The 26,937-nt window shown below is 66.3% G+C and carries 22 protein-coding genes and 1 pseudogene; 9 read left to right on the plus strand and 14 right to left on the minus strand.

Annotated elements, in window-relative coordinates; translation table 11 throughout:
• Window positions 1–162 precede the first annotated feature (162 nt).
• A complete protein-coding gene (locus tag CR156_RS11770) occupies window positions 163–2,328 on the plus strand; it encodes a M3 family metallopeptidase (RefSeq protein WP_100553000.1) in 2,166 nt (721 codons plus the stop codon).
• A 139-nt stretch (window positions 2,329–2,467) separates the two neighbouring features.
• Here CR156_RS11770 and cfa read toward each other — a convergent pair whose 3' ends face one another.
• The 3 genes from cfa to CR156_RS11785 are packed head-to-tail and all read right to left on the minus strand — an operon-like array spanning window position 2,468 to window position 4,826.
• The gene (gene cfa / locus CR156_RS11775) at window positions 2,468–3,586 is read right to left on the minus strand and encodes a cyclopropane fatty acyl phospholipid synthase (protein WP_100553001.1); all 1,119 of its coding nucleotides are present in this window, start codon (window positions 3,584–3,586) and stop codon (window positions 2,468–2,470) included.
• A 19-nt stretch (window positions 3,587–3,605) separates the two neighbouring features.
• On the minus strand, window positions 3,606–4,487 hold the full coding sequence (locus tag CR156_RS11780; protein ID WP_100553002.1) for a DUF3298 and DUF4163 domain-containing protein: 882 nt from the start codon (window positions 4,485–4,487) through the stop codon (window positions 3,606–3,608).
• 36 nt (window positions 4,488–4,523) lie between these two features.
• Window positions 4,524–4,826: a GNAT family N-acetyltransferase gene (locus CR156_RS11785; RefSeq protein ID WP_089236171.1), complete on the minus strand. Its 303-nt coding sequence runs from the start codon at window positions 4,824–4,826 to the stop codon at window positions 4,524–4,526.
• Window positions 4,827–5,034: 208 nt separating this feature from the next.
• On the opposite strand from CR156_RS11785, the gene CR156_RS22960 reads away from it, so the two are divergent.
• On the plus strand, window positions 5,035–5,196 hold the full coding sequence (locus CR156_RS22960; protein ID WP_165780990.1) for a hypothetical protein: 162 nt from the start codon (window positions 5,035–5,037) through the stop codon (window positions 5,194–5,196).
• Between the two features lie 58 nt (window positions 5,197–5,254).
• Here CR156_RS22960 and CR156_RS11790 read toward each other — a convergent pair.
• Window positions 5,255–5,880 (minus strand): annotated as a pseudogene (locus CR156_RS11790) (rhomboid family intramembrane serine protease).
• 7 nt (window positions 5,881–5,887) lie between these two features.
• A complete protein-coding gene (locus CR156_RS11795; protein ID WP_100553003.1) occupies window positions 5,888–7,453 on the minus strand; it encodes a POT-type proton-dependent oligopeptide transporter in 1,566 nt (521 codons plus the stop codon).
• A gap of 162 nt (window positions 7,454–7,615) precedes the next feature.
• Between CR156_RS11795 and CR156_RS11800 the strand changes: the two genes are divergently transcribed.
• The gene (locus CR156_RS11800; RefSeq protein WP_100553004.1) at window positions 7,616–8,452 is read left to right on the plus strand and encodes an endonuclease/exonuclease/phosphatase family protein; all 837 of its coding nucleotides are present in this window, start codon (window positions 7,616–7,618) and stop codon (window positions 8,450–8,452) included.
• A 142-nt stretch (window positions 8,453–8,594) separates the two neighbouring features.
• Here the strand turns inward: CR156_RS11800 and CR156_RS11805 are convergent, their stop codons facing one another.
• A complete protein-coding gene (locus CR156_RS11805) occupies window positions 8,595–9,206 on the minus strand; it encodes a superoxide dismutase (RefSeq protein ID WP_089236174.1) in 612 nt (203 codons plus the stop codon).
• Between the two features lie 223 nt (window positions 9,207–9,429).
• Between CR156_RS11805 and CR156_RS11810 the strand changes: the two genes are divergently transcribed.
• Window positions 9,430–9,885 (plus strand): guanyl-specific ribonuclease, encoded by a 456-nt coding sequence (locus tag CR156_RS11810; RefSeq protein ID WP_100553005.1) that lies wholly within the window; start codon window positions 9,430–9,432, stop codon window positions 9,883–9,885.
• Window positions 9,882–10,301, plus strand: coding sequence for a barstar family protein (locus tag CR156_RS11815; protein ID WP_100553006.1), 420 nt, complete (start codon window positions 9,882–9,884; stop codon window positions 10,299–10,301). Before CR156_RS11810 ends, CR156_RS11815 begins: the two co-directional genes overlap by 4 nt.
• Before the next feature lie 123 nt (window positions 10,302–10,424).
• On the opposite strand, the gene CR156_RS11820 is transcribed toward CR156_RS11815, so the two are convergent.
• Window positions 10,425–12,179, minus strand: coding sequence for a hypothetical protein (locus tag CR156_RS11820; RefSeq protein ID WP_100553007.1), 1,755 nt, complete (start codon window positions 12,177–12,179; stop codon window positions 10,425–10,427).
• Between the two features lie 10 nt (window positions 12,180–12,189).
• Window positions 12,190–12,789 (minus strand): NfuA family Fe-S biogenesis protein, encoded by a 600-nt coding sequence (locus CR156_RS11825; RefSeq protein ID WP_089236178.1) that lies wholly within the window; start codon window positions 12,787–12,789, stop codon window positions 12,190–12,192.
• Window positions 12,790–12,879: 90 nt separating this feature from the next.
• On the opposite strand from CR156_RS11825, the gene CR156_RS11830 reads away from it, so the two are divergent.
• The 3 genes from CR156_RS11830 to zupT all read left to right on the plus strand — a co-directional run bounded on the left by CR156_RS11830 (window position 12,880) and on the right by zupT (window position 14,550).
• Window positions 12,880–13,230 carry a 4a-hydroxytetrahydrobiopterin dehydratase gene (locus tag CR156_RS11830; protein WP_089236179.1) on the plus strand — a complete coding sequence of 117 codons (351 nt, stop codon included), beginning with the start codon at window positions 12,880–12,882 and terminating at the stop codon, window positions 13,228–13,230.
• Complete coding sequence (locus CR156_RS11835; protein WP_100460537.1) at window positions 13,227–13,643, plus strand: energy transducer TonB; 417 nt, start codon at window positions 13,227–13,229, stop codon at window positions 13,641–13,643. The genes CR156_RS11830 and CR156_RS11835 overlap by 4 nt, the downstream gene beginning before the upstream one ends.
• 97 nt (window positions 13,644–13,740) lie before the next feature.
• The gene (gene zupT, locus CR156_RS11840) at window positions 13,741–14,550 is read left to right on the plus strand and encodes a zinc transporter ZupT (RefSeq protein ID WP_025876721.1); all 810 of its coding nucleotides are present in this window, start codon (window positions 13,741–13,743) and stop codon (window positions 14,548–14,550) included.
• A gap of 504 nt (window positions 14,551–15,054) precedes the next feature.
• Here the strand turns inward: zupT and CR156_RS11845 are convergent.
• Complete coding sequence (locus tag CR156_RS11845; protein WP_100553008.1) at window positions 15,055–16,029, minus strand: RluA family pseudouridine synthase; 975 nt, start codon at window positions 16,027–16,029, stop codon at window positions 15,055–15,057.
• 406 nt (window positions 16,030–16,435) lie between these two features.
• Between CR156_RS11845 and CR156_RS11850 the strand changes: the two genes are divergently transcribed.
• A complete protein-coding gene (locus CR156_RS11850; protein ID WP_100553009.1) occupies window positions 16,436–19,693 on the plus strand; it encodes an Rne/Rng family ribonuclease in 3,258 nt (1,085 codons plus the stop codon).
• A 192-nt stretch (window positions 19,694–19,885) separates the two neighbouring features.
• Here CR156_RS11850 and CR156_RS11855 read toward each other — a convergent pair whose 3' ends face one another.
• The 5 genes from CR156_RS11855 to CR156_RS11875 are packed head-to-tail and all read right to left on the minus strand — an operon-like array spanning window position 19,886 to window position 26,925.
• On the minus strand, window positions 19,886–20,767 hold the full coding sequence (locus CR156_RS11855) for an endonuclease/exonuclease/phosphatase family protein (protein WP_100553010.1): 882 nt from the start codon (window positions 20,765–20,767) through the stop codon (window positions 19,886–19,888).
• A 2-nt stretch (window positions 20,768–20,769) separates the two neighbouring features.
• A complete protein-coding gene (locus tag CR156_RS11860; protein WP_100553011.1) occupies window positions 20,770–23,937 on the minus strand; it encodes a discoidin domain-containing protein in 3,168 nt (1,055 codons plus the stop codon).
• Window positions 23,934–24,770 (minus strand): carbohydrate ABC transporter permease, encoded by an 837-nt coding sequence (locus CR156_RS11865; protein ID WP_089236185.1) that lies wholly within the window; start codon window positions 24,768–24,770, stop codon window positions 23,934–23,936. Before CR156_RS11865 ends, CR156_RS11860 begins: the two co-directional genes overlap by 4 nt.
• The gene (locus CR156_RS11870; RefSeq protein WP_089236186.1) at window positions 24,767–25,648 is read right to left on the minus strand and encodes a carbohydrate ABC transporter permease; all 882 of its coding nucleotides are present in this window, start codon (window positions 25,646–25,648) and stop codon (window positions 24,767–24,769) included. Before CR156_RS11870 ends, CR156_RS11865 begins: the two co-directional genes overlap by 4 nt.
• Complete coding sequence (locus tag CR156_RS11875; protein WP_165781021.1) at window positions 25,645–26,925, minus strand: sugar ABC transporter substrate-binding protein; 1,281 nt, start codon at window positions 26,923–26,925, stop codon at window positions 25,645–25,647. Before CR156_RS11875 ends, CR156_RS11870 begins: the two co-directional genes overlap by 4 nt.
• Between the last annotated feature and the right edge of the window lie 12 nt (window positions 26,926–26,937).

The following is a 26,937-nucleotide window of genomic DNA, read 5'->3' on the forward strand; positions in this document are numbered from 1 at the left end:
GGCAACGGGCCTGGGAGGCGGTGTTCTCCATGGTACCCGGGCAGCCACCCATGGAGTGGCTCTGCAGCAGGTCTGCGTTGCCAACATGCCTTTTGACACAAGTGCAGGCGCGCCGGGCCGGGTTACCCTCGGGCCCTTGTTTGCCTTACCGGAGTATCGACCTTGACCACCCGCCTTGCCCTTGCCGTGGCCATGACCCTCGGCCTTGCCCTGCCCGCCTATTCGGCCAGCGCCGCCACCCCGGCCGCTGCCAACGCCCAGCAGGCCAATCCGTTCTTCGCCGACAGCCCGCTGCCGCTGCATTTCCCGCAGTTCGACAAGATCAAGGACAGCGACTTCGCCCCGGCCTTCGACGCCGGCATGGCGCAGCAGCTGAAGGAAGTGGAAGCGATCGCCAACACCAAGGCCAAGCCGACCTTCGACAACACCATCATCGCTCTGGAAAAGAGCGGTGACACCCTTGATCGCGCGACCACCGTGTTCTTCAGCCTGGTCGGCGCCGATACCAACGACACCCGCAAGAAGCTGCAGGCCGACTATTCGGCCAAGTTCGCCGCGCACAGCGATGCGATCGCGCTGAACGGCAAGCTGTTCGCGCGCATCCAGGCGCTGTATGACAGCCGCACCACCCTGGGCCTGGACGCTGAAGGCGTGCGCCTGGTCGAGAAGTACTACGACAACTACGTGCGCGCCGGCGCCAAGCTGTCCGAGGCCGACAAGACCAAGCTGAAGGAAATGAACGCCGAGCTGGCCAACCTGGGCACCAAGTTCAGCCAGAACGTGCAGTCGGAAGTGAACGCTTCGGCGATCACCGTCAACGACGTCAAGGAACTGGACGGCCTGTCCAAGGAGCAGATCGCCGCCGCCGCCGAAGCCGCCAAGGCCCGCGGCCTGGACGGCAAGTACGTGATCACCCTGCTCAACACCACCGGCCAGCCGCCGCTGACCAACCTGGCCAACCGCGCCCTGCGCCAGAAGATCTACGAGGCCTCCACCACCCGCGGCAGCCGCGGCGGTGAGTTCGACAACACCGCGCTGGTCGCGCGCATCATGCAGCTGCGCGCCGACAAGGCCAAGCTGATGGGCTTTGCCAACTTCGCCGCCTACAACCTGACCAACCAGACCGCCAAGACCCCCGAAGCGGTCAACGCGATGCTGGGCAAGCTGGCCCCGGCCGCGGTGGCCAATGCCAAGCGCGAAGCCACCGACCTGCAGGCGATGATCGACCAGGAACAGAAGGCCGCCGGCAAGCCGACCTTCAAGCTGGAACCGTGGGACTGGGCGTTCTACAGCGAGAAGGTGCGCCAGGCCAAGTACAACTTCGACGAGTCGCAGCTGAAGCCGTACTTCGAGATGAAGAACGTGCTGGAAAACGGCGTGTTCTACGCCGCCAACCAGGAATTCGGCCTGACCTTCAAGCAGCGCACCGACCTGCCGGTGTACCACGATGACGTCACCGTCTATGACGTGTTCGATGCCGACGGCAGCCAGCTGGCGATCTTCATCTTCGACCCGTACGCACGCGCCTCCAAGCGCGGTGGTGCATGGATGAACTCGTACGTCTCGCAGTCCAAGCTGACCGGCTTCAAGCCGGTGGTGGCCAACCACCTGAACATCCCCAAGCCGCCGGCCGGCCAGCCGACCCTGCTGACCTGGGATGAAGTGAGCACCACCTTCCACGAATTCGGCCACGCCCTGCACGGCATGTTCTCGAACGTGAAGTATCCGTACTTCTCGGGCACCGCGGTGCCGCGCGACTTCGTCGAGTTCCCCTCGCAGGTCAACGAGATGTGGGCCGACAACCCGGCCATCCTGAAGAACTACGCCAAGCACTACCAGAACGGTTCGGCGATGCCGCAGGCGCTGCTGGACAAGGTGCTGGCCGCGGCCAAGTTCAACCAGGGCTTTGCCACCACCGAGTACCTCGGTGCCGCCATGCTCGACCAGCGCTGGCACCAGATCGGCCCGGACCAGGTGCCGGCCGCCAAGGACGTGATGGCCTTCGAGCGCGCCGCGCTGGAGAAGGACGGCATCTACTACGCGCCGGTTCCGCCGCGCTACAAGACCCCGTACTTCAGCCACATCATGGGCGGCTACTCGGCCGGCTACTACGCCTACATCTGGTCGGAAGTGCTGGACGCCAACACCCAGAAGTGGTTCCGCGACAACGGCGGTCTGAGCCGCAAGAACGGCGACCACTTCCGCGCGACCCTGCTGTCCAAGGGTGGCAGCGTGGACGCGATGCAGCTGTTCCGCGATTTCGCCGGCCACGAGCCGCAGATCGAACCGCTGCTGGAAAAGCGTGGCCTGACCGGCACCGGCAACTGATCGCCGGCACCGTAGCGTGAAATGAAAACCGCCCGGGAGACCGGGCGGTTTTTTTTTGCGTCATCCACGCATGGCGTGGATCTACCGCAGGGTTGCGTGATCCCAGTAGATCCACGCCATGCGTGGATGCTCTTCCAGATCACCGCGGCGCCACATATCCCCCGGGTACGCCTTGCGGCGACAGCACCAGCTGCCACAACTGCGCATGCCGGCTGCGGAACGTCGCCATCGATCCGGCCAGGTAGAACCGCCACAGGCGACGGAACCGCTCGTCATAGCGTCGCGCATCCAGTGTCGGCCATGCCGCTTCCACATTGCGTCGCCACGCCTGCAGCGTCAGGTCATAGTCGGTACCGAAGTTGTGCCAGTCCTCCAGCACGAAACGCCCTTCAAACGCGCGGCTGATCTGCGCCGCCGATGGCAGCATCGAGTTGGGGAAGATGTAGCGCGCGATCCATGGATCAGTGCGATGGCGCGAGATGTTGCTGCCAATGGTGTGCAACAGCAGCAGGCCACGCGGCGACAGGCAGCGTCGCGCCACGTCGAAGAAACTGCGGTAGTTCTTGTCGCCGACGTGCTCGAACATGCCGATCGAGAAGATCGCATCGAACGGCTCGTCCAGTTCGCGATAGTCCTGCAGCCGGATCTCGATCGGCAGGCCAGCGCACAGCTCACGCGCGTAGTCGGCCTGCTCCTGCGAAATGGTGATGCCCACGCCACTGACGCCATAGCGCTCGGCCGCGAACTTCAGCGACTCGCCCCAACCGCAGCCGATATCCAGCACGCGTTGCCCGGGGCGCAGCCCGAGCTTGCGGCACACCAGATCGAGCTTGGCTTCCTGCGCCGCATCCAGATCGTTGGCGTTGCGCCAATACCCGCAGCTGTAGACCAGGCGCTGGCCAAGCATCGCCTGGTAAAGATCATTGCCGAGGTCATAGTGGCGACGGCCGACTTCATAGCTGCGTTGCCCGGCCTGCAGGTTGAACAGACGCGCCTTCAAAGCGTCGGCCACTTCGCGCCAGCCGTGCACCCGTTCGTCCAGGTGCGCCTGCATCAGGTGGTACAGAAACTCATCAAGAACGTTGCCATCCCACCAGCCGTCCATGTAGCTCTCGCCCAGGCCGAGTGAGCCGTGCGCCATGACCCGCGCGAAAAAGCGCGGGTCATGCACCTGGATATCCTGCGGCCGGGTTCCATCGATCTGGACCCCGGCCTCGTGGAGCAGGCCGGTGACCCGCTCCTGCAACCCTGTATCCACGACACCTCCTCGTCTGCGGTTACCCGCGCGCGAACAGCTCCACGTAGTCCTTGGCCACGTGCGGCAGCAACACCGAGGCCGGTACATCGGCGGTCTGGGTGCCATCCGAGTATGGACCCACCTGGTAGGGCGGGAACACGAAGCGCAGCGCGGTGATCTGACCCTTGTCGTCGGTCAGCGGCTGGAACTGGCTGAAATTGTCGGCCTGCGGACCGGTGCCGTCAGCGATCATCCGCGAGGCATTGCGCAGCGATTCCTGCAGCTGCGACGGGTCCATGTCCTCACCGCTGAGGCGGGTGGCCACGCGCTCACGCAGCTGGTCGGCGACGAAATCGCTGATCGCTTTCCAACCCTTGGCGTCGGTCACCAGCTTGTCGGCGCTCAGCATCTGCTGCTGCGCCGGCAGCCACACGAAACGTGCCACCAGCGGTTCGCCATGGGCGCCACCGGTGTAGCGGCTGCCGTCGGCACTGACCACCACCAGCTGCGGCGTCTCCAGCAGCTTCTCGAAGCTCAGCGACAGCTCATAGGGCATGGTCGGCTTGTCGTTGCCCAGCCCGTCCAGCGCCTGCTGCAGATCGCTGCGGGCGGAGGTGGCATAGGCCTGCAGCGCGCGCGCCAGGCCCGGATAACGATCGATGCCCGCCGGGTAACTGATGCCGACCACTTCACGTTCGTTGTTCTCGATCACATCGCGCAGATCCAACGGCGCTTCCGCTGCGGGGGCCTCGGCGGTGCCAGTGGCTTCTGCCGCAGGTGCGGCGTCGGTGGCAGGTGCCGCCTCGTTCTCGCGCTGGCAACCGGCCAGCAACAGCACGCCCATAGCGCCGGCCAGCACGCTGGCGTGCAGTGGCCGGTTCTTTCCAATCTTCATCGGGATCCCCTGTTCATGTTCATACATCATCGCCTGCCCTGGCTGAAGCGTGGCCCGCTGGAATCAGCCCACAAGCAGATCGTGATACTCCTCGTGCCGCTGCAGGAAGGCCTCGGCATAGGCACATGCCGGCACCACCTTGTACTTCTGCTCCCGGGCGAAACGCAGTGCGACCCGGGTCAGCTCACCGGCAATGCCACGGCCAGCGATCGGCTCGGGCACTTCGGTATGGGTGATGACCATCCGCCTGCGCTTGATCTGGTAGTCCAACAGTGCCACCTGCCCGCGCACGCGGGCGGTGAACCGGTGGTTGACCTGATCGTGTTCGACCTCGTAAGCCAGACCGGGGGGCGTGACCGAAGCCATGGGACTGTCTCCTGCGGCGACTGCGTGGATGGTGCGCAGCCGGGCGCCATGATCGCGTGAAGCCTGAACAGGGACAAGTCTGTGCCTGCTGCGTCAGTTGTTGCCCTCAAGCTGCGGTCTGGCCGGCCGCTAACCCCTCTGCAGGGGTGCGCCAAGCTGGCATACCCCTTGCGACAGTCGACCAAGCGATCTGCCGTGGAGGCCCGCGATGCACCCCAGCGATTCCCATTCCGATACCGATCACGCCCTGCTGGAGGGCCTGCTGCAACTGGCCGTGGAGGGACAGACCGAAGACCAGGCGTTCCAGAGCATCGGCGAGGAAGTGTTCTCCCGCCTGCTCGATACCTACGGTCAGGAAACCCGGGCCTGACCCGGAGCGGGGCCGCAGCCCCGGGGGTCGGATCCAGCGGATCCGACCCCAACCACCCTCAACCGCCGCCGAGGCGGAAGGTCGGGTTGGACAGCTCGCGCAGGAAGTGACTGAAGATGCTCGGCTGCATGGCCAGCATGAAGATCACGCCGAACGCCGCACCGGCCAGGTGCGCGCTGTGGTTGATGCGATCGCCACCACGCTTGTCCATCCAGATGCTGTAGCCGACGTAGAACGCGGCATAGACGATCGCCGGCGCCGGGATGAAGAACACCAGGATGATCGACCACGGCTTGATCAGGATGAAGGCGAACAGCACCGCCGACACCGCCCCGGACGCACCGAGGCTGAGGTAGTTCGGGTTCTTCTGGTTCTTCAGGTAGCTGGGCAGGATCGAGACCAGCAGCGCACCGACGTAGAACGCCGGATAGACCAGGTAGCTGCCGGTCAGCTGCACCATCACGCTCTCGATGAATCCCCCGAAGAAGAACAGGGTGATCATGTTGAAGATCAGGTGCGACCAGTCGGCGTGGATGAAGCCGTAGGTGATCAGGCGGTCGTACTGGCGGGGCGATCCACCGCCGGCGGCCACAGGATCAGGCGGTCGGCCAGCTTGCGGTTGTTGAACGCCATCCACGACAGGATGGCGGTGATGGCGATCAACAGCAGATTGACGGGGGTCATGTCAGGCTCAGGCGGTGCGGTAGTTGTCGACCATACGATAGCGTTTCGCATACCAACCGAAGGCCAACGCCGCGACGAAAGCAAAACCGGCGAAGAAGAACATCAGGAATGCCGCCTCGCTCAGGCCCGTACTGGCGATCTTGTGGGTGACCGTGTCATTGCGCACGGCGGCATTGGACAGCAGCACCCACAGGTTGCCGATGGTGGTGGTCAGGTTCCAGAAGCTCATCACCACACCCTTCATGGCCTGCGGTGCCTGGCTGTAGGCAAACTCCAGGCCGGTGGCCGAGACCAGCACTTCGCCGAAGGTCAGCAGTGCATACGGCAACATCTGCCAGAAGATCGACATCGCGTTGCCACCATCCATCACCACCTGGATGCCACCGACCACGATCCAGGCCAGGCCGCTGAAGGCGATGCCGGCGGTCATCCGCCGCAGCGCGGTCGGCTCGAAGCCGAAGCGGCGCAGCGCCGGGTACAGCACCAGGTTGTTGAACGGGATGAGGATCATCACCAGCAGCGGATTCAGCGCCTGCATCTGCGAGGCGGTGAACCAGCTCGGCATCTGCATCTGCTGGCCCTGCAGCACCCAGGTCGAGGCCTTCTGGTCGAACAGCGAGAAGAACGGGGTGGTCAGCGCGAAGATCACCAGCACCCGCAGCACCGAGCGCACGCCCTCCACGGCTTCGGCCGGGTGCTGGCCGCGGGCGCGGTCCAGCTGCAGCCAGGTACCACCACCGATGCCTGCCAGGATCGACACCAGCGCCAGGCACAGGCAGATCACGATGCCGAGCGAGCCGACCAGGCCGAACGAGGCCACAGCCAGCACCAGCCCGGCCACGGCCATGACCAGGCCCGGACGGCCCTGGCCGGCGACGCGCGCGGTCAGCGCGGTGCGCACCACGTTGGCGAACGAATGCGGGTCCTTCGGCGGCAGCGGCACCAGCACGTAGCGCTTGCGGCCCAGCCAGAACACGAAGGTGGCGATGAACATCAGGATGCCCGGAATGCCGAAGGCCCACTGCGGGCCCCAGTTCTTCAGCACCAGCGGGATCAGCAGCGAGGCGAACAACGAGCCGAAGTTGATGATCCAGTAGAACGCGTCGAAGACGATCTTGGCCAGGTGCTTGTTGCTCTGGTCGAACTGGTCGCCCATGAACGAGGCCACCAGCGGCTTGATGCCACCGGCACCCAGCGCGATCAGGCCCAGGCCGAGGAAGAAGCCCTCACGGCTGCCCTCGAACAACGCAAGGCACAGGTGGCCCATGCAGTAGACCAGGCTGAACCACAGGATGGTGTGGTACTTGCCGAAGAACTTGTCGGCCAGCCAGCCACCGAGCAGCGGGAAGAAATACACGCCGATCATGAAGCTGTGCATGATGTCCTTGGCTTCACCGGCACGGCCTTCCGCAGTGAGTTCCTGCAGCAGCAGCGAGGTGATCAGGAACTGCACCAGGATGTTGCGCATCCCGTAGAAACTGAACCGCTCGCAGGCCTCATTGCCGATGATGTACGGGATCTGGCGCGGCATCTTTCCCTGGCCGGCGATGGGGGCGACTGCGTCGTGGCTCATCCTGTAAGGCATTCCTGCAAAACGAAAGGCGCAAGAGTACCGGAACCTGTGCGTGCGAAGCACGCTGCAGGGCTGCATGACAGCCGCGCCAAAGCATGGCAGGCACATGCAGCCCTGCCGGAAGTCACGGAACCTGCACGGCAAAAGCGTAAACTTATCGTTATGCGCCCCCTGCCCTTTGCCCGCATCCTGCCCAGCTGCCTTGCCCTCATGCTGGCCGTGCCTGCGCTGGCCCGGCCACAGGCGCCGCCGGCCACAGGCCTTGCCACAGAGGTGCGGCAATTGACTGTCGCCGCGCTGGAACTGCCCAGCCGTGACGAAGGCCAATGGAAGCAGCGCCGCGAACAGGTGCTGCAGCTGCTGACCGATCTGCAGCCGGATGTGATTTCGGTGCAGCAGGTACTGCAGCAGCAGGGGCGCAATCCGGCCTGCTGGTTGGCCAGCCGGTTGCGCTACAGCTGCGATTTCGTCACCGCTGACCCGCCGAGCCAGCCGGTCCGGCACGGCAACGCGATGCTCAGCCGGCTGCCGGTCAGCGAGGACGGGGTCACCCTGCTGCATCCGCCGGGCACCTTCAGCGCCGCCGGCATGATGCGCCTGCGGCTGGGCGACAACGACGTCAACGTCTACATCGCGCGCCTGCGCCCGGATCCCGACGAGGTCAATGCCCGGCAACATCAGACCAGCGACCTGATGACCTGGATCGGCGCCACGGCCGAGGGCATGCCGAGCCTGATCGCCGGAGATTTCTCCGCCAGCACCGTCGAGCTGGTGCGCAGCACGCCCGGCTTCCAGCCGGCTCGGCGCAATCCTGGCGCACCGACGGCCAGCGGCGGTGGTGCCAGTGGCCATGGGCTGGATGTGCTGTTCCAGGTCAAGCACTTCGGCGGCATCCGCCAACAGGCGATCCTGCTGCCCGCCGATGGCGACCTGCCCGGGCTGCGCCTGGGTGTGATGGCGACGCTGCGGCTGCAGGACGTGCCCGCCACCACCGAATGAGCGCGCCGCTGCGCTCGCCGGGCACGGCCCGGCGCTACCCCCGTTTCCGGTAGCGCCGGGCCATGCCCGGCGGGTGCGGTCACAGACAAACAAAAAGGCCGGGGTCTCCCCCGGCCTTTTCGCGTTCACGCAGGCACTGAGATCAGGCGATCGCTTCCTGGTAACGACGCTCGACTTCATTCCAGTCGATGACGTTGAAGAACGCGCCGATGTATTCCGGACGGCGGTTCTGATACTTCAGGTAGTACGCGTGTTCCCACACGTCCAGACCGAGGATCGGGGTGTTGCCTTCCATCAACGGGCTGTCCTGGTTGCCGCTGCTTTCGACCACGACCTTCTTGTCCGGGGTCACGCTCAGCCACGCCCAGCCACTGCCGAAACGGGTCAGCGCGGCCTTGGTGAAGGCATCCTTGAACTTGTCGAAACCGCCCAGGTCCTTGTCGATCGCCTTGGCCACATCACCGACCGGGTTGCCGCCGGCGTTCGGGGCCATCACGGTCCAGAACAGCGAGTGGTTGGCGTGACCGCCACCGTTGTTGCGCACCGGACCCTGCAGGTTCTCCGGCAGCGACTTCAGCTTCTTCACCAGTTCTTCGACCGGCAGGTCGGCGTACTCGGTGCCTTCCAGCGCAGCGTTGACGTTGTTGATGTAGGTCTGGTGATGCTTGGTGTGATGGATTTCCATCGTCGCCGCATCGATATGCGGTTCCAGCGCGTCGTAGGCGTAGGGCAGCTTGGGCAGGGTGTAGGCCATGATGCATCTCCTGATAGCGAGGGCACCCGACGGCATCGTCGGGCGTTGCGCGGTGAATGATGGGGACAGACCGCAAGATTACCAAGGGGGATGTAAAGGAAATTGCGTCCTGCAGGTGAGCATGCCGGCAATTGTTACGCAGCAGTGACGCAGCGCGTGCCCTCATGCAGGGTGCAGCGCGCAGGCGCTACAGTGGGCGCACCACCCTCGCCCGCCACTGCCCATGCGCAACCCCCGGCTGTTGATCACCGCCATCGCCCTGCTGCTGCTCGGCCTGGTCGTCAATCATTTCCTGCAGCGGCCGCCGCCGCCGCAGTTCGCGCCTGACCTGCAGAGCACGCCGGCCGCCAGTGCACCCGCGGTGCGCAGCAACGGCACTGACAGCGGCCTGCCCGCCTTCCTGCCGGCCGAAGCCCGCCAGACCATCGCGCTGATCCAGCGCGGCGGCCCGTTCCCGCATCGCCAGGACGGCAGCACCTTCGGCAACCGCGAACAACAACTGCCACAGCGTCCGCGCGGTTACTACCGCGAGTACACCGTCGACACGCCTGGCGCGGGCAACCGCGGTGCGCGGCGCATCGTCACCGGTGGCAACCCGCCCGATGCCTGGTACTACACCGATGACCACTACGAATCGTTCCGCAGCTTCACCGTACCGGCCTCAGGAGAACGTCCATGAGCCACGATGATTTCGGCCTCGGCCTGCATGACATCAACAATGCCGGCGTCTACGCGATCGACACCTCGGATATCAGCGCGCTGTCGGCAGCGATGCGCGATGCCGACCTGAAGGTGATCCGGATCGACCTGGATGGCGTGAGCGACAAGCGCACCCTGCTGGCACGGCTGGCCGCCCAGCTTGATTTCCCTGCCGGCTTCGGCGGCAACTGGGATGCACTGGCTGACAACCTGCGCGACCTGCAATGGCTACCGGCCAACGGGTACGCGCTGTTCCTGGCCGATGTCGATGCCCTGCGCGCCGGCGCCGGTGCAGGCAAGGAGTTCGACACGCTGCTGGACATCCTTGATGAAGCCAGCCGTGACTGGGTGGGCCGCGACGTCCCGTTCTGGGTATTCCTGTCGCAGAGCGCGTGACCTGGTAGAGGCCGACCTTGGTCGGCATGCACGCGCAAGCGCATGGATCATCCACGCATGGCGTGGATCTACCCGGTGCAGCTGGATGCTCAATAGATCCACGCCATGCGTGGATGCGGCACCCTACCGGCTGCCGTTATCTTCCTGCAGCTCTTTCTTGAACGGGATATCCGGCGGCGGACGCGCCACCGCCGGCTGGTCCTGCATGTTCGGATCGGTGAGGCCGCAGCCGCCACCGGCCTGCAGGATCGAGATCACGCAGGAAATCTTCGTGCTGGTGCCCGGCAACGGAATCTCCATCGCCTTGACGCCCTTGCGCACCCATTCGGCAAGCAGCGATTCCTGCGGCACCCAGTACTTATCGAACGAGGTGGGCGTGTAGTCGTACGGCGGCCGCTTCAACCATTTGCCGGACTCGGCGATGCGTTCCTTGCTCCAGCCGTCGTTGGCTCCACCAGGTGCGCCACGCTCGGCCTTGCCAGCGCCGTCCTGGCCGGCCACGCGCACGCTGCCGTCGGCATTGAACAGACCTTCCCCCTTGCCGGCGCTGGCCTGCGCGGCGCCCTGATTGGCACCATCGCGATTGCGGCTGGAAGCGCCCCAGTCGTCCCCGCGTGCAGGTGTCGCCCAGTTGCCCGGGGTCGGCGCCGGGCGTGCACCCGCCTGCGCGGGGGCAGTACTGGTCGCCGCAGGACGCGCCGCGCTGGCGCTGTTCTGGGCTGCGCTGCCTGCGGGTGCCGGCGTAGGCGTGGTCGCACTGCCGGCCGAGGTCGACGCAGCCGGTAGCGGAGCGGCTGCAACCTCGCGTTCGCGCACCTGCACTTCGCGCCCGGCAGGCGCACGCACGGTGGGCTCGCGCCCTGCGACGGCGGCCATGCGCACCTGCGGATCGGTCATGGCCTGCACTTCGCGTTCGCGCACCTGCACCTCACGCTGCGGCACGCGCACCTGGATGTCGGTGGTGCGCATCGGCTGCGGCGCCACCGGCGCTTCAACCGTGCTGATTTCGCGCTCCTGCACCTGTACATCGCGCACCCGCGGCGCCTGCACTGCCACCTCGGGCGTGCGCACTGGCGTTGGTGTCGGCGCAGCCTGCACCGGCTGCACGCTGCGCTCGCGCACGGTCGGGACGGTGTCTCGCGGAACGATGCTGACTTCGGTTCGCGGCGGCGCCATCGGCGGCACCACGAAATCGCTGGTGGCCTGCGCCACTTCGGTGGCCTGCACCGGTGAGGGCGGTGGTGCGGCCACCGGCGCCGGCTCAACCTCGGGCGGCGGCGGCACGCTGGCAGTCGGTGCCGTGGCAGCGGCAGCGGAAGACGGCGCAGGCGACGCCGGTTGCGGGCGCGGTGCAGTTGCGCCCCCCGCGTCCTGGCCTGCGGCTACGGCACCGGCTGCTGCAGCAGCAGCCGCCTCGGCTCCGGCCTGGTCGCCGCCGCCTTCCTGCGCAGCACGGCCGACGAATTCAATCTGCACGCGCTCACCCTCGCTGCCCTGCTCGTCCGGCGAAGACGTGCGGATCACCGCTACCCACAGCAGCAACAGGAAGAACAACAGATGCAGCAGCGCGCTGAGCAGCGCCGAGGTCCAGCGCAACCAACGCTGGTCGCGAGGCGCCGGATCCCAGTCCTGCCAGAACAGGCGGCGCAGGGACGCCCATGGTCCCAGCGCCGGCAATTGCCCCGGGGGGCCTGGCAGCGGTCGCGGCAGCAGCACCGCGATCACTTCGCGCGCGTGCAACGGACGTGGCAGCGGCGTCAGCGTCCGCAGCCAGATCGCCCAGCCGTACGGCAGGCCGGTGTTCTTCTCGAGGATGGGCGGTCGCTGCTGGCGCGCCAGCAGCAGGTCGATGAGTTGCTCGGCTCTGGGCAGAGGCACGCGTTGGCGATCAGGCGGCGTTGCCGCGCGGAATATACGGGGCGTGGCCGCTGTCGTGATCGGTGGCGTCACGCACGGCGGTCACTCCAGGCACACGGCCCATCAGGGTCTTCTCGATGCCCTGCTTGAGGGTGACGTCGGCCATGCCGCAACCCTGGCAGCCACCGCCGAAGCGCAGCAGCACCACGCCTTCGGCCGAGACTTCCTGCACGGCCACCTTGCCGCCATGCGAGGCGAGCTGCGGATTGACTTCGTTCTCCACCACCCAATGCACACGTTCGACCAGCGAGGCGGCATCGCCGGGCGCTTCGCCCTTGATCCGCGGCGCTTTGATCGTCAGCTGCTGGGTGCCGGCCGTACCGGGCACGATGTCGATCTCCGCGCCGTCGAGCCAGCCAACGCTGGTGGCGTCGACATAGAGCGTGAAGCCATCACAGTCCACCGCCCACTCGTCGCCGAGCAGGTCGGTCGGCTCGGCGAACTCCAGCCGGGCGTCGGCACGCGGGGTTCCGGGTTCGACCGCACTCAAGCGCACGCCCATGCCGGGCACGCCCTCGCGTTCGATCAGCTTGCGGAAATGGGTCTGGGCAGTGTCGGAGATCTGGATCATCAGGCTATTCTAGCCAAGTAAGCGTCAGCCGCTCATTCGTTTTATACACCGGCCGGCGCATTGTTCAGTCAACACGAGGTGGAGGAACCCATGGCCGACCTGATTCCGCTGGCGCAGGCCCATTGCGTGCCGCGCAAAGGCAGCGACCACAAGCTGGGCGAGGCCCGCCTGGCCGAACTGTTGCCGCAGGTTCCCGGCTGGGAGCTGGCCGAGGCCGGCCAGGCGCTGGTGCGCACGTTCCGCTTCAAGGATTACTACGCCACCATGGCCTTCGTGAACGCGCTGGCCTGGATCGCCCACGGCGAGGACCATCACCCGGACCTCGGCGTCCACTACGACCGTGCCGTCGTCCGCTACTCCACCCACGACGTGGGCGGCCTGAGCGAGAACGACTTCATCTGCGCAGCGAAGACTTCGGCCCTGACGGAGCAACTGAAATGAACGTGCGATTGCTGAGCCTGTCCCTGCTTGCCGCGACCAGCCTGGCCGGCTGCGGCACCTCCGAGCCGCCGGCAGCGCCGGCTGCGGCCCCCACCGAAGTGGCTGCGGTGAAGACCCCGCCGCCGCAATACCCGCTTGAACTGGCCTGCACCGGCGTGGGCGGCACCAGCACCTTCAAGGTGGTGATCGGCACCGACGGCAAGCCCAGCGAGGTCACCCTGCTGACCGGCGCGGGCAACCCGCAGCTGGACGATCTGGCCAAGACCGCCGTGCAGGGCTGGCAGTTCAAGGCCGCCACCCGCAATGGCGAGGCCGTGCCGGCCACGATCCAGGTGCCGGTCAGCTTCAACCCGCCGCAGCCGAAGCCGGACCAGTGCTTCGCCATCGAAGAAAGCCTGCGCCGCGGCGGCTGATCGCCTGCCGCTGACGAGGCCAGCCGACGCCCGCCTCGCCTTTGCCGCCCCGGCCCTTGCCGGGGCGATTGCTTGATGACAAGGAACGCGTCGGAACATGCTGCAGATTCCCCCCGAAAACATCTGGATCGCCCTGGCGGTCACCCTCGCTGCGGGCCTTGCCACCGCCATCGGCAGCCTGCTGGTGCTGTTCTCGCGCCGCCCCAACCCGCGCCTGCTGGCCTTCGGCCTGGCCTTTGCCGGCGGCGCGATGGTGTATGTCTCGCTGTCGGAGATCCTCAACAAATCCATCGCCTCGTTCGCGCTGGCCTATGGTGAGCGCACCGGCTTCACCTACGGCACCCTCGCCTTCCTGCTGGGCGTAGTGGTGATCGTGTTGATCGACCACTTCATTCCCAACCCGCATGACAGCCTGGACAAGCAAGACCCGGCGTTCCGCGAGAACAGCCGCGAATACCTGAAGCGGGTCGCCCTGCTGACTTCGGTGGCGATCACCGCGCACAACTTTCCGGAGGGGCTGGCGACGTTCTTCGCGACGCTGGAGAGCCCGTCGGTGGGCATGCCGCTGGCCTTCGCCATTGCCATCCACAACATTCCCGAGGGCATCGCCATTGCGGTGCCGGTGTACTTCGCCACGCAGAACAAGTTCTACGCGTTCGCCGCCAGCCTGTTGTCAGGCCTGGCCGAACCGGTCGGCGCAGCGATCGGCTATGTACTGCTGTCCGGCTCCCTGTCCCACGCCACATTCGGCTGGGTGTTCGGCCTGATCGCGGGGGTGATGGTGTTCCTGGCGCTGGACGAGCTGCTGCCGGCGGCGAAGCGCTACGCCAAAGGGCACGAGACCGTGTACGGGCTGGTGGCGGGCATGGGTACGCTGGCGATCAGCCTGGTGCTGTTCAAGTGGTGAAGGGTGTCCGGCCAACGGGCTGAGCCCCCTCGCGGCTGGCGCATTCCACAGTATCGAGAGGTCACGGGCGGGGTCGATTCGCGGGGGACGCCGTAAACCCTTCCCTGGGGGCTTGGCCGCGGCATCCATGCCGCGGACACCCCCGCGAACCGACCCCGCCCGCGCCCCGTCATTTTTCCGTGCGTGCCAGCCGCGCAATGAAAGAATGAAAAGCGAAGCCCGCGCTGCGCGCGTGAGTCGAGCATGGCTCGACTCTACCCGGGCCGCCGCGCGGACCGGGTCTGCTTTTCTTTTGATGTTCCGTGGCTGGCACGCGCGCGATCTGTCTGGCGCTGGGTGGGGTGGGCTTGCGGGGGTATCCGCGCCATGGATGGCGCGGCTAAGCCTACAGGGACGTACTTGCGGCGTCCCCCGCAGGCCCACCCCGCCCAGAGCTCCCCGGCAATCCGTCACAGTGCCAGCCACGAGGGGGCTGCGCCCGTTGGCCGGTCAGCCCCGCAGGGGCTACTTCAGCCTGTCCAGCGCCTCGACCAGCTCATCCGCCAGCGGCGCACTCAGCACATATGGGCTCTTGCCGTCGTCCAGCGCGAACTCCAGTGACGCAGCATGCAGGAACAGGCGCTTCAGCCCGATCTGCTCACGAAGCCGCTTGTTGACTGCAGGATCGCCGTATTTGTCGTCTCCGGCCACAGGATGTCCCAGATGCTGGGCATGCACACGGATCTGGTGAGTGCGGCCGGTTTCGATGCGTACTTCGCAGTAGGAATGGCCACCCTTGCGCTCCAGCACCCGGAAATGGCTGATGGATTCCTTGCCGATCGCATTGACCTGCACATGGCGCTCGCCGCCCTGGCGCAGGCCTACGTGCAATGGCGCATCGACCGTCATCACACCATCCGGCATGCGCCCGGCAAGCAGGGTCAGGTAGCGCTTGCGGATGCCGGAGCCGTGGTCTTCACGCAGCAGCGCCTGCAGCTCGCTCAGCGCCGAACGCTTCTTGGCCACGATCAACAGGCCCGAGGTGTCACGGTCCAGCCGGTGGACCAGCTCCAGGGTCTGCCCGGGGCGCAGGGCGCGCAGGGTCTCGATGGCGCCGAAGCTGATGCCGCTGCCGCCATGGCTGGCGACGCCGGTCGGCTTGTTCAGCGCCAGCAGGCGGGCGTCTTCGAAAACGATGGCCTGCTCCAGCCGACGCATGAACGCCTCGGGTGGACCCGCCTTGTCTCCCTCTTCAGTGAGACGAACGGGCGGTATCCGCACTTCGTCGCCAGCCTCCAGCTTGCGCTCGGCCTTGGCGCGGCCGCCATTGACGCGCACCTGGCCGCTGCGGACCAGCTTGTAGACAAGGCTGCGCGGGGCACCCTTGAGCTGGCCGAGCAGGAAATTGTCCAGGCGCTGGCCGGCACGGTCGGCCGGAACGGTGATCATGCGCACGGAAGGCTTGTCGCCGGCCGGCTTGGTAGGGTCTTGTGCAGTCATCAGCCTGTTTATTCTGTTACACTCGGGGGGCGAGATAAGGGATTGATTTCGTTGGAAGTTACTTAGGGCCAGAAGCCCCGCTTCCGACGAATCCGGCACAGTGCGCGACCACCGCCCGCGGGGCGGCCATGTTAGCGGCTCACCGGCGTTCCCGGCCATCGCCGATTGCCTGACACGCAGTCGCGCTGAACATGTCCCGTGCGGCGCTCCAGCCTGGCTGACAGCTGCCTCCGGCCCTGCAACACCCAAAACCAGAAAATTGAAGCGCTCCCGCGGCCTGCCGTGGTGTCGTAGCGCTGGAAACCCAAGCCGCCCTCCCCGCGCTTGCGCGAATGGGCGGCGAGCCGTGTCCAGAGGCGAAACTCCATGGCGTTCCGCGCGGTAGCCGCTTGCGAGGAACGCAACAATGAAGCGAATGCTGATCAACGCCACGCAGGCTGAAGAGCTGCGTGTTGCCATCGTGGATGGCCAGTCGTTGTATGACATCGACATCGAGCAGCCGTCCAAGGAACAGAAGAAGTCCAACATCTACAAGGGCCGGATCTTCCGCATCGAGCCCTCGCTGGAAGCGGCCTTCGTTGAATACGGTGGCGGCCGCCACGGCTTCCTGCCGCTGAAGGAAATCTCCCGCGATTACTTCCAGGCCGGTGTCGACCACAACAAGGCCGGCATCCGCGAGCTGCTGAGGGAAGGCCAGGAAATCGTCGTCCAGGTGGACAAGGAAGAACGTGGCAACAAGGGCGCTGCCCTGACCACGTTCATCTCCCTGGCCGGCCGCTACATGGTGCTGATGCCGAATTCGCCCAGCGCCGGCGGTGTCTCCCGTCGCATCGAGGGTGAAGACCGGGCCGCCCTGAAGGACGCCCTGGACAAGCTGAACATCCCCGACGAAATGGGCGTCATCATCCGTACCGCCGGCGTCGGCCGCGATGCGGAAGAGCTGCAGTGGGATCTGGATTACCTGCTGAATGTCTGGCGCGCCATCGCCGAAGCTGCCCTGAGCAAGCCGGCCCCGTTCCTGATCTACCAGGAATCGCGCCTGATCGTGCGCGCCCTGCGTGACTACCTGCGCGCCGACATCGGCGAGATCCTGGTGGACACCGAGGAGATGTACGAGCACGCCAAGGAGTTCATGCAGCAGGTGATGCCGCAGACCCTGCGCAAGCTCAAGCATTACAAGGACGACATCCCGCTGTTCAACCGCTTCCAGATCGAATCGCAGATCGAAGGCGCCTACGAGCGCAACGTGCGCCTGCCGTCGGGCGGCTCGATCGTGGTCGACCAGACCGAAGCGCTGACTGCCGTCGACGTCAACTCCTCGCGCGCCACCAAGGGCAGCGACATCGAGGACACCGCGTTCCAGACCAACCTGGAAGCGGCCGAAGAAGTGGCCCGCCAGCTGCGCCTGCGCGATCTCGGCGGCCTGGTGGTGATCGATTTCATCGACATGGCGTCCAACAAGCACCAGCGCGAAGTCGAGAACCGTCTGGCGAATGCGCTCAAGTACGACCGTGCACGCGTGCAGGTCGGCCGCATCTCGCGCTTCGGCCTGCTGGAAATGAGCCGCCAGCGTCTGCGACCGAGCCTGGGCGAATCCAGTCAGATCGTCTGCCCGCGTTGCGACGGCCATGGCCGCATGCGCAGCGTCGAGTCGCTGTCGCTGTCGATCATCCGCGTCGCTGAGGAGCATGCGATGAAGGAGAACACCGGGCAGGTGCTGGTACAGGCCCCGGTGGAGATCGCCAATTACCTGCTGAACGAAAAGCGCGGCGCGCTGGGCGAAATCGAGAAGCGCCACGAGGCGCCGATCGTGATCGTTGCCGACGAGCAGCTGCACACCCCGCATTACACCGTCACCCGTCTGCGCGACAACGAACTGGGCGAGGAAAGCGGCAAGCCGAGCTACCAGCGCGGTACCCCGCGCAAGCTGCCGGTACACGCGCTGACCAAGGGCCAGCTGAACATCCCGCCGCCGATGGTGACCCAGGTCAAGCACAACTCCCCCGCCCCGGTGCGGGACGAAGTGGAACCGACCGCAGCGCCGGCACCCGCGCCGGTGGCCGCAGTGGCTCCGGCTGCCGCCGCCAGCGGTGGCGTGGTTGGCTGGCTGAAGCGCATCTTTGGCGGCGAGCCCGCTCCCGCTCCTGCACCGGCACCGGCCGCGCGCCAGCAGCAGGATGGCGGCCGCCGTGACCGCAACAAGGATCGCAACAAGGACCGCAAGGACCGTCGCGAGGACAGCCGTGGCAACGGCGGCAATGGCAATGCGCAGCAGCAGAAGGACGGCGGCAACCGCAAGGACCGCGGTGAGCAGCGCAAGGATGGCCGCAACGGCGGCAACCAGGCCAATGGCAATGGCAATGGCCAGCAGCAGCCGCAGCAGCAGGGCAAGCCGAAGGACGCCCAGCAGCAGCCGCAGCAGAACAAGCCGCGTAACGAACAGGGCCAGGGTCAGGGCCAGGGCCAAAGCCAGCAGCAGCCGAAGCTGAAGCAGCCGAAGCAGCCGCGCCCGCAGGACGGTGACAAGCCGGCCGAGAAGCCGCAGCGTGCCGCTGCCGAAGCCCCGGCCGACGTCGTGACCGCAGCAGCTGCCGTGGCCACCACGACCGCGGTTGCGGCCACGGTCGCGGTGCAGGAAGAGAAGGCACTGGCACCGGCCGTTGCTACTGAAAACGTGGTCGACACTGTCGCGGCCGTGGATACCACCGCCGCCGCGACCGACGCCGAGGTCGTGGTTGCGACCGGCGCTACCGAAGAGGCTGCAGCCGATGCCGCAGGCGATCAGACCGGCGAAGGCGCAACGCGCCGCCGCCGTGGTCGTCGCGGTGGTCGCCGTCGTCGTCGTGGTGGTGCCGAGAACGCCGCCGGAGGCGACGTGCTGGGTGATGACCTGGACGACGGTGATGATGCCGAGGGCGATGACAACGACGGCGATTCCGTCGAGCACAGCGCCCAGGCTTCGGTGGACGCCCCGGTTGCCGCCGCGCAGCCGTCGCGTTCGCAGCCGGAATTCGATTTCGATGACGAAGTCGAGCCGGCCGCCGCTGATGCCGGCAAGCCGGCACGTGCACCGGTTGCGGTAGCCGCCGCAGTTGCTCCGGTCGCTGCCGTCAGCAGTGCCGTGGTCGAAGCAGCCGCTCCGGTGGCAGCCACGGTGCAGACCCCGGCTCCGCTGGAAGCCGTCGCCAAGGTCGAACCGACCCCGTCGCCGGTGCAGACCAGCATGCTGGATGCCATCGACGCGGCGACGCCCGTGCAGCCCGCGCCTGAAGCGGCTCCGGTGATCGAGGCGAAGCCGCCGGTGGTCGAGACCGCTGTCGCGATCGAAGCAGCCCCGGTCGCTGAACCGACCGCGGTGGTCGAAGCCGCTCCGGTGGCCGAGCCGAAGCCGGTGGTAGCCGACGTCGCGCCGGTGGTGGAAGCTGCTCCGGCAGTCGAACCGAAGGCCGCGGTTGAAGTCGCCCCGGTCGTCGAGCAGCCGGCAACGCCGGTGGCTGTCGAAGCCGCACCGGTGGAAACCGCTGCACCGGTCGCCGAGCCGGTCGTACCGGCGGCGGTCGACCCGATCGCCGATGGCCACGCCGACGCTGCCGCACAGGCCGCCGACGCGCAGGCTTCGGAAGAAGACGAAGACGCCGGCAAGCGCACGCCGCCTGCCGCCTGATCGATCGTTGATCGGCAACAACGAAACGGCGGGGATCGATGATCCCCGCCGTTTTTTTGTGCGTCTGGCGCCCACCGTCCCCTGCCATCAATAGGGCGCGCTCTGGTAGAGGCCAACCTTGGTTGGCACCGTGGGTTTCATGCACGCGGCAGCGCCTGTGCCAACCAAGGTTGGCATCTACCGAGGCGTGCGTCAGTTTGCCGGCGCGAACTGCAGCCGGGTCCACACCCCGTAGTGATCCGACGCCCAACGGCCGCCGTCATCCGGCTGGTCGAACAGGATCTTCGCTTCGCGCGCGACCATCTCGTCCTGTTGGAAGAAGATGTGGTCAATCCGCGACGGCGCCTGGTAGTAGTGACGGTTGAGCGTACTGACACCGGCCAGGTCGGTGTTGACGTGCACGCTGCCGTAGCTGTCGCCGTAGTGGCTGCGCAGCTCGCTCAGATCGCCGGCATCGACCAGTGCATTGAAGTCGCCGGCAATCACCACCGGCGCACCCGCAGCGCTGCCGGCAATGAAACGCAGCAGGTCCTCGACCTGGCTGCGGCGGATGCGCTGGCCGGCGTCGTCACTGCGCTCGTTGAGATGGGTGGCATAGACATTGACCGGCTTGCCGTCCACGTCGATGCGCAGATGGGCCACGGTGCGGTAGTCATCCAGCGGCAGCAGCAGGTGCTCGCCACGGGCCAGGATCGGGCGCCGGGTCAGCAGCGCATTGCCATACCGCTTGGGCGCTCCCACCGGATCGGTGGACACGAATACGTAGCGGTAACCGAGCTGGCTGGCCAGCCACTGCGCCTGGTTGCGCACGTTGCGCTTCTGGATCACTTCCTGCAGCGCGATGGCATCGGGCTGCAGGCGCTTGAGCTCAGCCACGATCGTGCGACGGCGGCTGGGCCAATCCTCGCGGTCATGGTGCAGGTTGAACGTCACCATGCTCATGCCAGGCTCGCTGACGGCCGCCGCGTTCGCCGCGGCGACCGGCTCAGCGGCTGCGGCCAGCCCCGGCAGGGCCAGCGCGATCGCCAGCCCCAGCACGCGGAGACGGCGGCCGATCCCGATCGGTTGACGCATGGTTACTGCCCTTTGCGTTCGGCGCGGCGCACTGCGCTCGGCACGTCGATCTCGACCCGTGCCGGCAACTGGTGCACATGCAGCTCGTTGTTGATCCATTCCACCGCCTCGCCGTTGACCGTCGCCTGGCCCGGCTCGCCGGCATACGGCCATGGCAGCACCACACCACCGGCCGGCGGTACCAGGCCGGGCTGCACGTCCAGCACCAGCTGCTTGTCGCTGCGCTGCAGGCGATAGTTGAGCTGCCCCTGCGGCGTGCGCAGGCCCTGCACGGCGATGCCCTCGCCCTGCAGCCACGACACCGGGATACCCGCAGCGAGTACCAGTGCCTCATCCGCATCGCGGTTGTAGGCGAACATATCCAGCGCCGAACGGACGAAGTCCGAGGCCACCCATGCATGCGGCAGGTCACCAACAAAGAACGGCTTGCGCGGCGTACGCGAGACCACCTCGGCCCACTGGTTCCAGGCCTGCGGCGCGCGATCCTTGAAGAAGAACTCGGTGGCCTGCCAGGCGCGATCGCGCCAGCCCAGGCGCACGAACGCGGCGACGTTGCGCCATTCGTACGGCGTGTAGTCCTTCCATTCGCGCTTGCCATCGCGGCGCGCGACGAATTCGTTCCAGTAGCGCTGGAAGGTCGCGTCCAGCGCCTCCTGCGGCAACCGCCCCTGCTCGCCGCCCGGCGCCAGCGCGATCGTGGTGGACGTGGCATCGAAATCGCCCAGCTCGGCCGAGCCGGGCAGATAGTCGATGCGATGCTGTTGCATGGCCGCCAGCAGCGAGGCCTGCAGGTCATCACGGAACTGATCGCGCGATTCACTGATCTGCATCGCTTCGACCTTGCCCAGCTGCGCTGCCAGTTGCGCGGCGTCCTTGTAACCACGCAGCGCCCAGAAGTTGTCCCAGTACGAATGCATCGGCTTGGCCGAATAGCCCTCGTGGCTGATCGAGGCCGGCATCATCCCGTAGAAGGCAGGATTGCGCGCACGGTTCTCCTCGGTGCGCTCGCTGCCGCGCAGTTGTTCCATGTAGCTATAGGCGCCCAGCACGTGCGGCCACATCTGCTCGAGGAAGGCAGTGTCGCCGGTGTAACGGCCGTATTCGGCGATGTTGTAGATCAGCTCACCGTGGCTGTCGTTCTCCGGCACCGGATCGCTGCCACGCGCATCGACGCAGCACGGCACCTTGCCGTTCTCAAACTGATAGGGCGCATACCAGGTCACGTAGTCGCGCACGGCATCGCTGCGGCCCATCCGCAGCAGGCCTTCGGAGATCATCGCGCCGTCGCGGATCCAGCTGCGTGCGTACGAGCGCGTACCCGGCTGCAGACGCGGGCCGACCCGTGAGATCAGCATGTGTGCCACCGCCGTGCGCAGGGTTTCCACCAGCGGCTGGCCGGCAGCCGGCACCTGCAGGGTCACAGCACCCAGCTTGTCGCGCCACATTGCCGCGACCTGCTGCTGCGCCTTGGCCACGTCCAGCGCCTGCGGCGCCCAGCTGCCGGTCTGTGGCAGCACGATCGCCACTTCGCGGCTCTGCCCGGGTTCGAGCTTGATCGTGTACAGCAGCGCGCCGGACGCCATGCCGGTCGGATCCTTCACGGCGGTGGTGCCGGGCAGCTTGCCGCTGGCCAGGTGCATCGCATCCAGCTTGCCGTCGAAGCTGCTGGCAAAGCGCGCATCCGGCACCTGCAGGGGATACAGCCGCGGTTCGCCATTGATGCGCACCAGCTGCTCGCCCACGTCCAGGCTGTCGATGCGGCTGAAGCCGCCCACCGTGTTGAGGAACTGGGTGGGCGGATTAACCTGCCACGGACGGATCGCCAGTGCCAGGGTGTATTCGTGCGCGACCTTGTCCGGATTGCTCAACCGGTAGCGCCCGATCAGCTGCGCGCGCTCGGGCGTGCCCTGCACGAAGCTGGTCACCGACAGGCCGGCCTTCTCGTGCACCCAGTCGACCGTGGCGATCGGCAGGTAGCGATCCTGCAGCGACTGGGTGATGGCAACGTCGGCCCATTCCAGCAGCTTGCCGTCGAGGCGGATGAACGGCTCGATGCTGAAGCTGCCCTTGGCCGGCTCCAGTGCGCCGTCCTCACTGATCAACGCCTGTTCCTGGCCACCGTCCAGGCCAAGCAGGGTCCAGTACGGCTGCTCGCCAACGTAGGCACGCGGCAAGCTGCCACGCGGCAGGTCGGCCGCCACCGAGGACAGGAAGGCATTGGGGGTCGCGGCGAACGCGAGCGGCTTCAGGGTGATGTCACGGATGCCGTAGCGCCAGTTCGGCCCGCCCTGCAGGTCGAAACGCACGTAGCGTGCATCGGTGTCGGGCAGTGCCAGCCAGTCGCGGCCTCCGGCACCGGCGGTCACTTCGCGCACGGTACGCCAGTCACGACCGTCCTCGGAGGTGCGCACGGTGTAGCGGTTCGCTTCCAGGCTGGGCAGCCAGTCGATCACCGCACCGCCGATCTCGCGGCTCTTGTGCAGGTCCAGGCTGATGGTCTGCTGCTTGACCCCGCCACTGATCCAGAAGGTATCGGACTTGCCGTCGATCATCCGGTCCTGCAGCGCGGTTGCGGTATCGGCGATCACCGAGGGCCGCAGCGCCGAATCATCCTGCGCGGGCAGGCCCTGCAGGGTCAGCTTGTCGAAGCACACGGTGCCACGACCACCGACCTTGCTGTAGATCGTGAACTCCATCGACGCGCTGCGCGTCATGTCCTTCTCTGGCGATGGCCCCCAGGCCTTGTCGATCTGCCGGCGGCGGTACTCCACCGGCGTCCACGCCTTGGGGAAGGCGTAGCCGGGACGGTTGACCCACCACACGTTGTCGCCGCTGGCGTCGATCAGCTTGAACTGCAGGTCGTTGGCGGGCGAATCACCGCGCAGCTGGAAGCCGAAACGGTAGTTGGCCGGGTACTCGATGTTCAGCGGGCGACGGATGCCGACGTAGCCGGAGACCTCATGGAAGTCGTAATCCAGGCACAGCGCGCGGCCACCGCCGGCACCACTGACCGGCCGCAGCGAGCCGCTGACCTGGTCGGACAGCACCAGCTTCCATGCGCTGATGTCGTCGAAATCATCCAGCACCTTCGGCGCGGGCAGCGCCGGTGGTGCGGCGATCGCCAGGGAAGACCACAACAGGCCCAGTCCAACGGCGATCGCACGCTTCATCCCTTCACGCTCCCCAGCAACAATCCTTGGATGTAGTACCGCTGCAGCACCAGGAACAGCGCCAGCACCGGAACCACGGTGACCACTGCGCCGGCCATCATCATTTCCACGTCCATGATGTGTTCGCGCGAGAGGGTGGCCAGGGCCACGGGCAAAGTGTAGTGCTCCTGGTCGGTCAACACGATCAGGGGCCACATGAAATCGTTCCATGCGCCCATGAAGGTGAAGATCGCCAGCGTCACCAGCACCGGCTTCAGCATCGGCAGCACGATCTGGAAGAAGATCCGCAGCTCCCCTGCCCCGTCGATGCGCGCCGCTTCCAGCAGCTCATCGGGAATCGAGCGGGCGTACTGGCGCACCAGGAAGATGCCGAACACGCTGGCCAGCGCCGGCACGATCACGCCGCCGAAACTGTTGACCAGGCCCAGCTGCTTCATCAGCAGGAACAGCGGCAGCATCGCCACCTGAGCCGGGATCACCAGCGCCGCCATCAGCACCTGGAACAGGCGCTCACGACCGACGAAGTTGAGCTTGGCGAAGGCGTAGCCGGCCATCGTGTTGAGCAGCAGCGAACCGAGGGTGATCGCCAACGATACCAGCAGGCTGTTGGCGAAGTTGCCACCCATGCCGGTGCGCGCGAACAGCTCCGTGTAGTTGTGCGTGGTGATGCTGGACGGCAGCAGCGGCGGCGGGAAATGAGTCGCCTCGCCCTGCGGCATGAACGAGACCGACAGCATCCACAGCAATGGTGCCAGGCTGACCAGGGCCAGCACCAGCAGCGCGCCGTTGATCATCCACGGGTGCCAGCGTGACTGGCCGATTTCACGACTCATACCAACTGCCTCTTGCGGCCAAAGCGCAGCATCACGGTGGTCACCGCCAGGATGATCAGGAACAGCAGGAACGCCACGGCCGAGGCGCGTCCCAGGTTCCACCACTTGAAGCCTTCCTCGAACATGAAATACAGCACGCTGACGGTGCTCTGCAGTGGGTCGCCGCGGGTCATCACATAAGGTTCGGCGAACAGCTGGAAGTAACCGGAAACGGTAATCACCCCGACCACCAGCAGCACCGGGCCGAGCATCGGCAGGGTGATGTGCAGGAACTGCTTCCAGCGCGAAGCGCCGTCGATGCGCGCGGCCTCGTACAGATCATGCGGGATGGCCTGCAGGCCGGCCAGGAAGATCACCATGTTGTAGCCGAAGTTCTTCCACACCGCGAATAACATGATGGTCGGCATGGCCCAGTTGGGATCGCCCAGCCAGTCGATCGGGCTGATGCCCAGGTGGCCCAGGCCGTAGTTCACCAGACCGTAGCTGGTGTGGAACAGGTAGCGCCAGATCACCGCCACCGCCACCAGCGTGGTCACCACCGGGGCGAACAGCGCCGTGCGGAACAGCGCCTTGAAGCGTGCCGCCGGGGCATTGAGCAGCATCGCCGCGCCCAGCGATACGCCGATCGACAACGGCACGCCGATCACCACGAAATACGTGGTGTTCCACAGCGACTTCCAGAACATCGGCGTCTGCAGCAGGTCGATGTAGTTGCCGAGGCCCACGAAGCGCAGGTTGCTGCTGTCGGCCAGCGCGTACAGGTCGAAGTCGGTCACGCTCAGCGCCAGCGCCGAGGCTACCGGCAGGCCGAAGAACACACCGAGCACGATCAGCGAGGGGCCGGCGAAGATCCAGCCGGCAAGGGAAGAACGTTTCATTGCGGGCTCCCGGCCGCGACTGCACTGGTCGAACCCGAGGGGGGTGCGCTGCGCTGCAGGCGTTGTTGTTCATGCATCCAGCGACGCTTGGCCAGCACCTTGTCCACGCGCTGGTCCAGTTCGGCCACGGCCTTGTCCTGCGGCAGGCCGCCACGCACCACCTGTTCGGTGACGATGCGCATTTCCTGCACGATACGCTCCCATTCGAGCACCTTCGGGGTCGGCTTCACACGCTCCAGCTGGTCGCGGAACGCGGCGGCAAGCGGATCGTTGGCCAGCGACGGCGCGTCCCACGTGCTGCGGCGCGGCGGCAGGTCGCCGATGATCGCGTGGAAGCGCGCCTGGATTGCCGGCCGCGACAGGAACTCGATCAGCTTCCAGGACGCTTCCTTCTGCTGCGACTTGCGGAAGATCACCAGGCTGGTGCCGCCGGCGATGCCCGCGCCCGGACCATCCGGACCCGGCAGCGCGGCGGTGCCCCACTGCCCTTCCAGTTCCTTCGGCTGCAGCTTCTTGAACTCGCGGATGTTCCAGGGGCCTGAGATGTAGAACACGTTGAAGCCGCGGAAAAATTCATCCCAGACGTTGGAGATCTGCGTCTCGGACATCTTCGGCGCCCAGCCCTGCTCGAACATGTTGGCGTAGAAACCGAGCGTGCGACGGAAACCGGGGCTGGAGAAATTGCCGCGGGTGTCATCGTCGCGCAGCAGCGGATCGGGCTGCTGCAGCGCCAGCGACAGCTGCTGCTCGAACTCGTTGATCGGCATCAGCACGGCATAACGGTTCGGGCCCTGCATGCGCTTGATCGCGGCCATCTGCTCGTTCCATTCTGCCCAGGTACGCGGCGGGTGGTCGAAGCCGGCCTTGGCCAACAGATCCTTGCGGTAGTAGATCAGGCGGGTATCGACGTACCACGGCACGCCGACCAGCTCGTCGTGGATCACGTTGGTATCCCAGATGCCCTGGAAGTAGTCCTTCGGATCGACCACGGTCGAGCGCTGCACGAACGGCTGCAACGGCGTCAGTGCGTTGAGTTCGGCGAATTCGGGCACCCAGGTGTTGCCGAGCTGGCATACGTCGGGCAGGCCATCGGCGGCGAACGCGGTCAGCAGCTTTTCGTGCGCTGCCGTCCACGGGATGTTCTGCACATCGACCTTGATGCCGGGGTTCTCCGCTTCGAATTCGTGGATCAGCTCGCTGACCACTTCGGCCTCGCGCCCCATCGCCCAGAAGCGCACGGTGGTGGTGCCCTGCTCGGGGCGGGCACAGCCGGCCATGACCAGCGCGGC

It is taken from the genome of Stenotrophomonas lactitubi, from assembly GCF_002803515.1.
Lineage (GTDB): Bacteria > Pseudomonadota > Gammaproteobacteria > Xanthomonadales > Xanthomonadaceae > Stenotrophomonas > Stenotrophomonas lactitubi.

What these genes read in the sequence shown, in the direction of transcription:
- CR156_RS22960 (WP_165780990.1), top strand. Translation starts at nt 5,035, where the DNA reads ATGCACCCCAGCGATTCCCATTCCGATACCGATCACGCCCTGCTGGAG.
- CR156_RS11855 (WP_100553010.1), bottom strand. Translation starts at nt 20,767, where the DNA reads ATGCGTCAACCGATCGGGATCGGCCGCCGTCTCCGCGTGCTGGGGCTG.
- CR156_RS11780 (WP_100553002.1), bottom strand. Translation starts at nt 4,487, where the DNA reads ATGTATGAACATGAACAGGGGATCCCGATGAAGATTGGAAAGAACCGG.
- CR156_RS11860 (WP_100553011.1), bottom strand. Translation starts at nt 23,937, where the DNA reads ATGAAGCGTGCGATCGCCGTTGGACTGGGCCTGTTGTGGTCTTCCCTG.
- CR156_RS11875 (WP_165781021.1), bottom strand. Translation starts at nt 26,925, where the DNA reads ATGGCCGGCTGTGCCCGCCCCGAGCAGGGCACCACCACCGTGCGCTTC.
- CR156_RS11835 (WP_100460537.1), top strand. Translation starts at nt 13,227, where the DNA reads ATGAACGTGCGATTGCTGAGCCTGTCCCTGCTTGCCGCGACCAGCCTG.
- CR156_RS11865 (WP_089236185.1), bottom strand. Translation starts at nt 24,770, where the DNA reads ATGAGTCGTGAAATCGGCCAGTCACGCTGGCACCCGTGGATGATCAAC.
- CR156_RS11850 (WP_100553009.1), top strand. Translation starts at nt 16,436, where the DNA reads ATGAAGCGAATGCTGATCAACGCCACGCAGGCTGAAGAGCTGCGTGTT.
- CR156_RS11810 (WP_100553005.1), top strand. Translation starts at nt 9,430, where the DNA reads ATGCGCAACCCCCGGCTGTTGATCACCGCCATCGCCCTGCTGCTGCTC.
- CR156_RS11815 (WP_100553006.1), top strand. Translation starts at nt 9,882, where the DNA reads ATGAGCCACGATGATTTCGGCCTCGGCCTGCATGACATCAACAATGCC.
- CR156_RS11825 (WP_089236178.1), bottom strand. Translation starts at nt 12,789, where the DNA reads ATGATCCAGATCTCCGACACTGCCCAGACCCATTTCCGCAAGCTGATC.
- CR156_RS11795 (WP_100553003.1), bottom strand. Translation starts at nt 7,453, where the DNA reads ATGAGCCACGACGCAGTCGCCCCCATCGCCGGCCAGGGAAAGATGCCG.
- CR156_RS11805 (WP_089236174.1), bottom strand. Translation starts at nt 9,206, where the DNA reads ATGGCCTACACCCTGCCCAAGCTGCCCTACGCCTACGACGCGCTGGAA.
- CR156_RS11845 (WP_100553008.1), bottom strand. Translation starts at nt 16,029, where the DNA reads ATGACTGCACAAGACCCTACCAAGCCGGCCGGCGACAAGCCTTCCGTG.
- CR156_RS11785 (WP_089236171.1), bottom strand. Translation starts at nt 4,826, where the DNA reads ATGGCTTCGGTCACGCCCCCCGGTCTGGCTTACGAGGTCGAACACGAT.
- CR156_RS11870 (WP_089236186.1), bottom strand. Translation starts at nt 25,648, where the DNA reads ATGAAACGTTCTTCCCTTGCCGGCTGGATCTTCGCCGGCCCCTCGCTG.
- CR156_RS11800 (WP_100553004.1), top strand. Translation starts at nt 7,616, where the DNA reads ATGCGCCCCCTGCCCTTTGCCCGCATCCTGCCCAGCTGCCTTGCCCTC.
- zupT (WP_025876721.1), top strand. Translation starts at nt 13,741, where the DNA reads ATGCTGCAGATTCCCCCCGAAAACATCTGGATCGCCCTGGCGGTCACC.
- CR156_RS11830 (WP_089236179.1), top strand. Translation starts at nt 12,880, where the DNA reads ATGGCCGACCTGATTCCGCTGGCGCAGGCCCATTGCGTGCCGCGCAAA.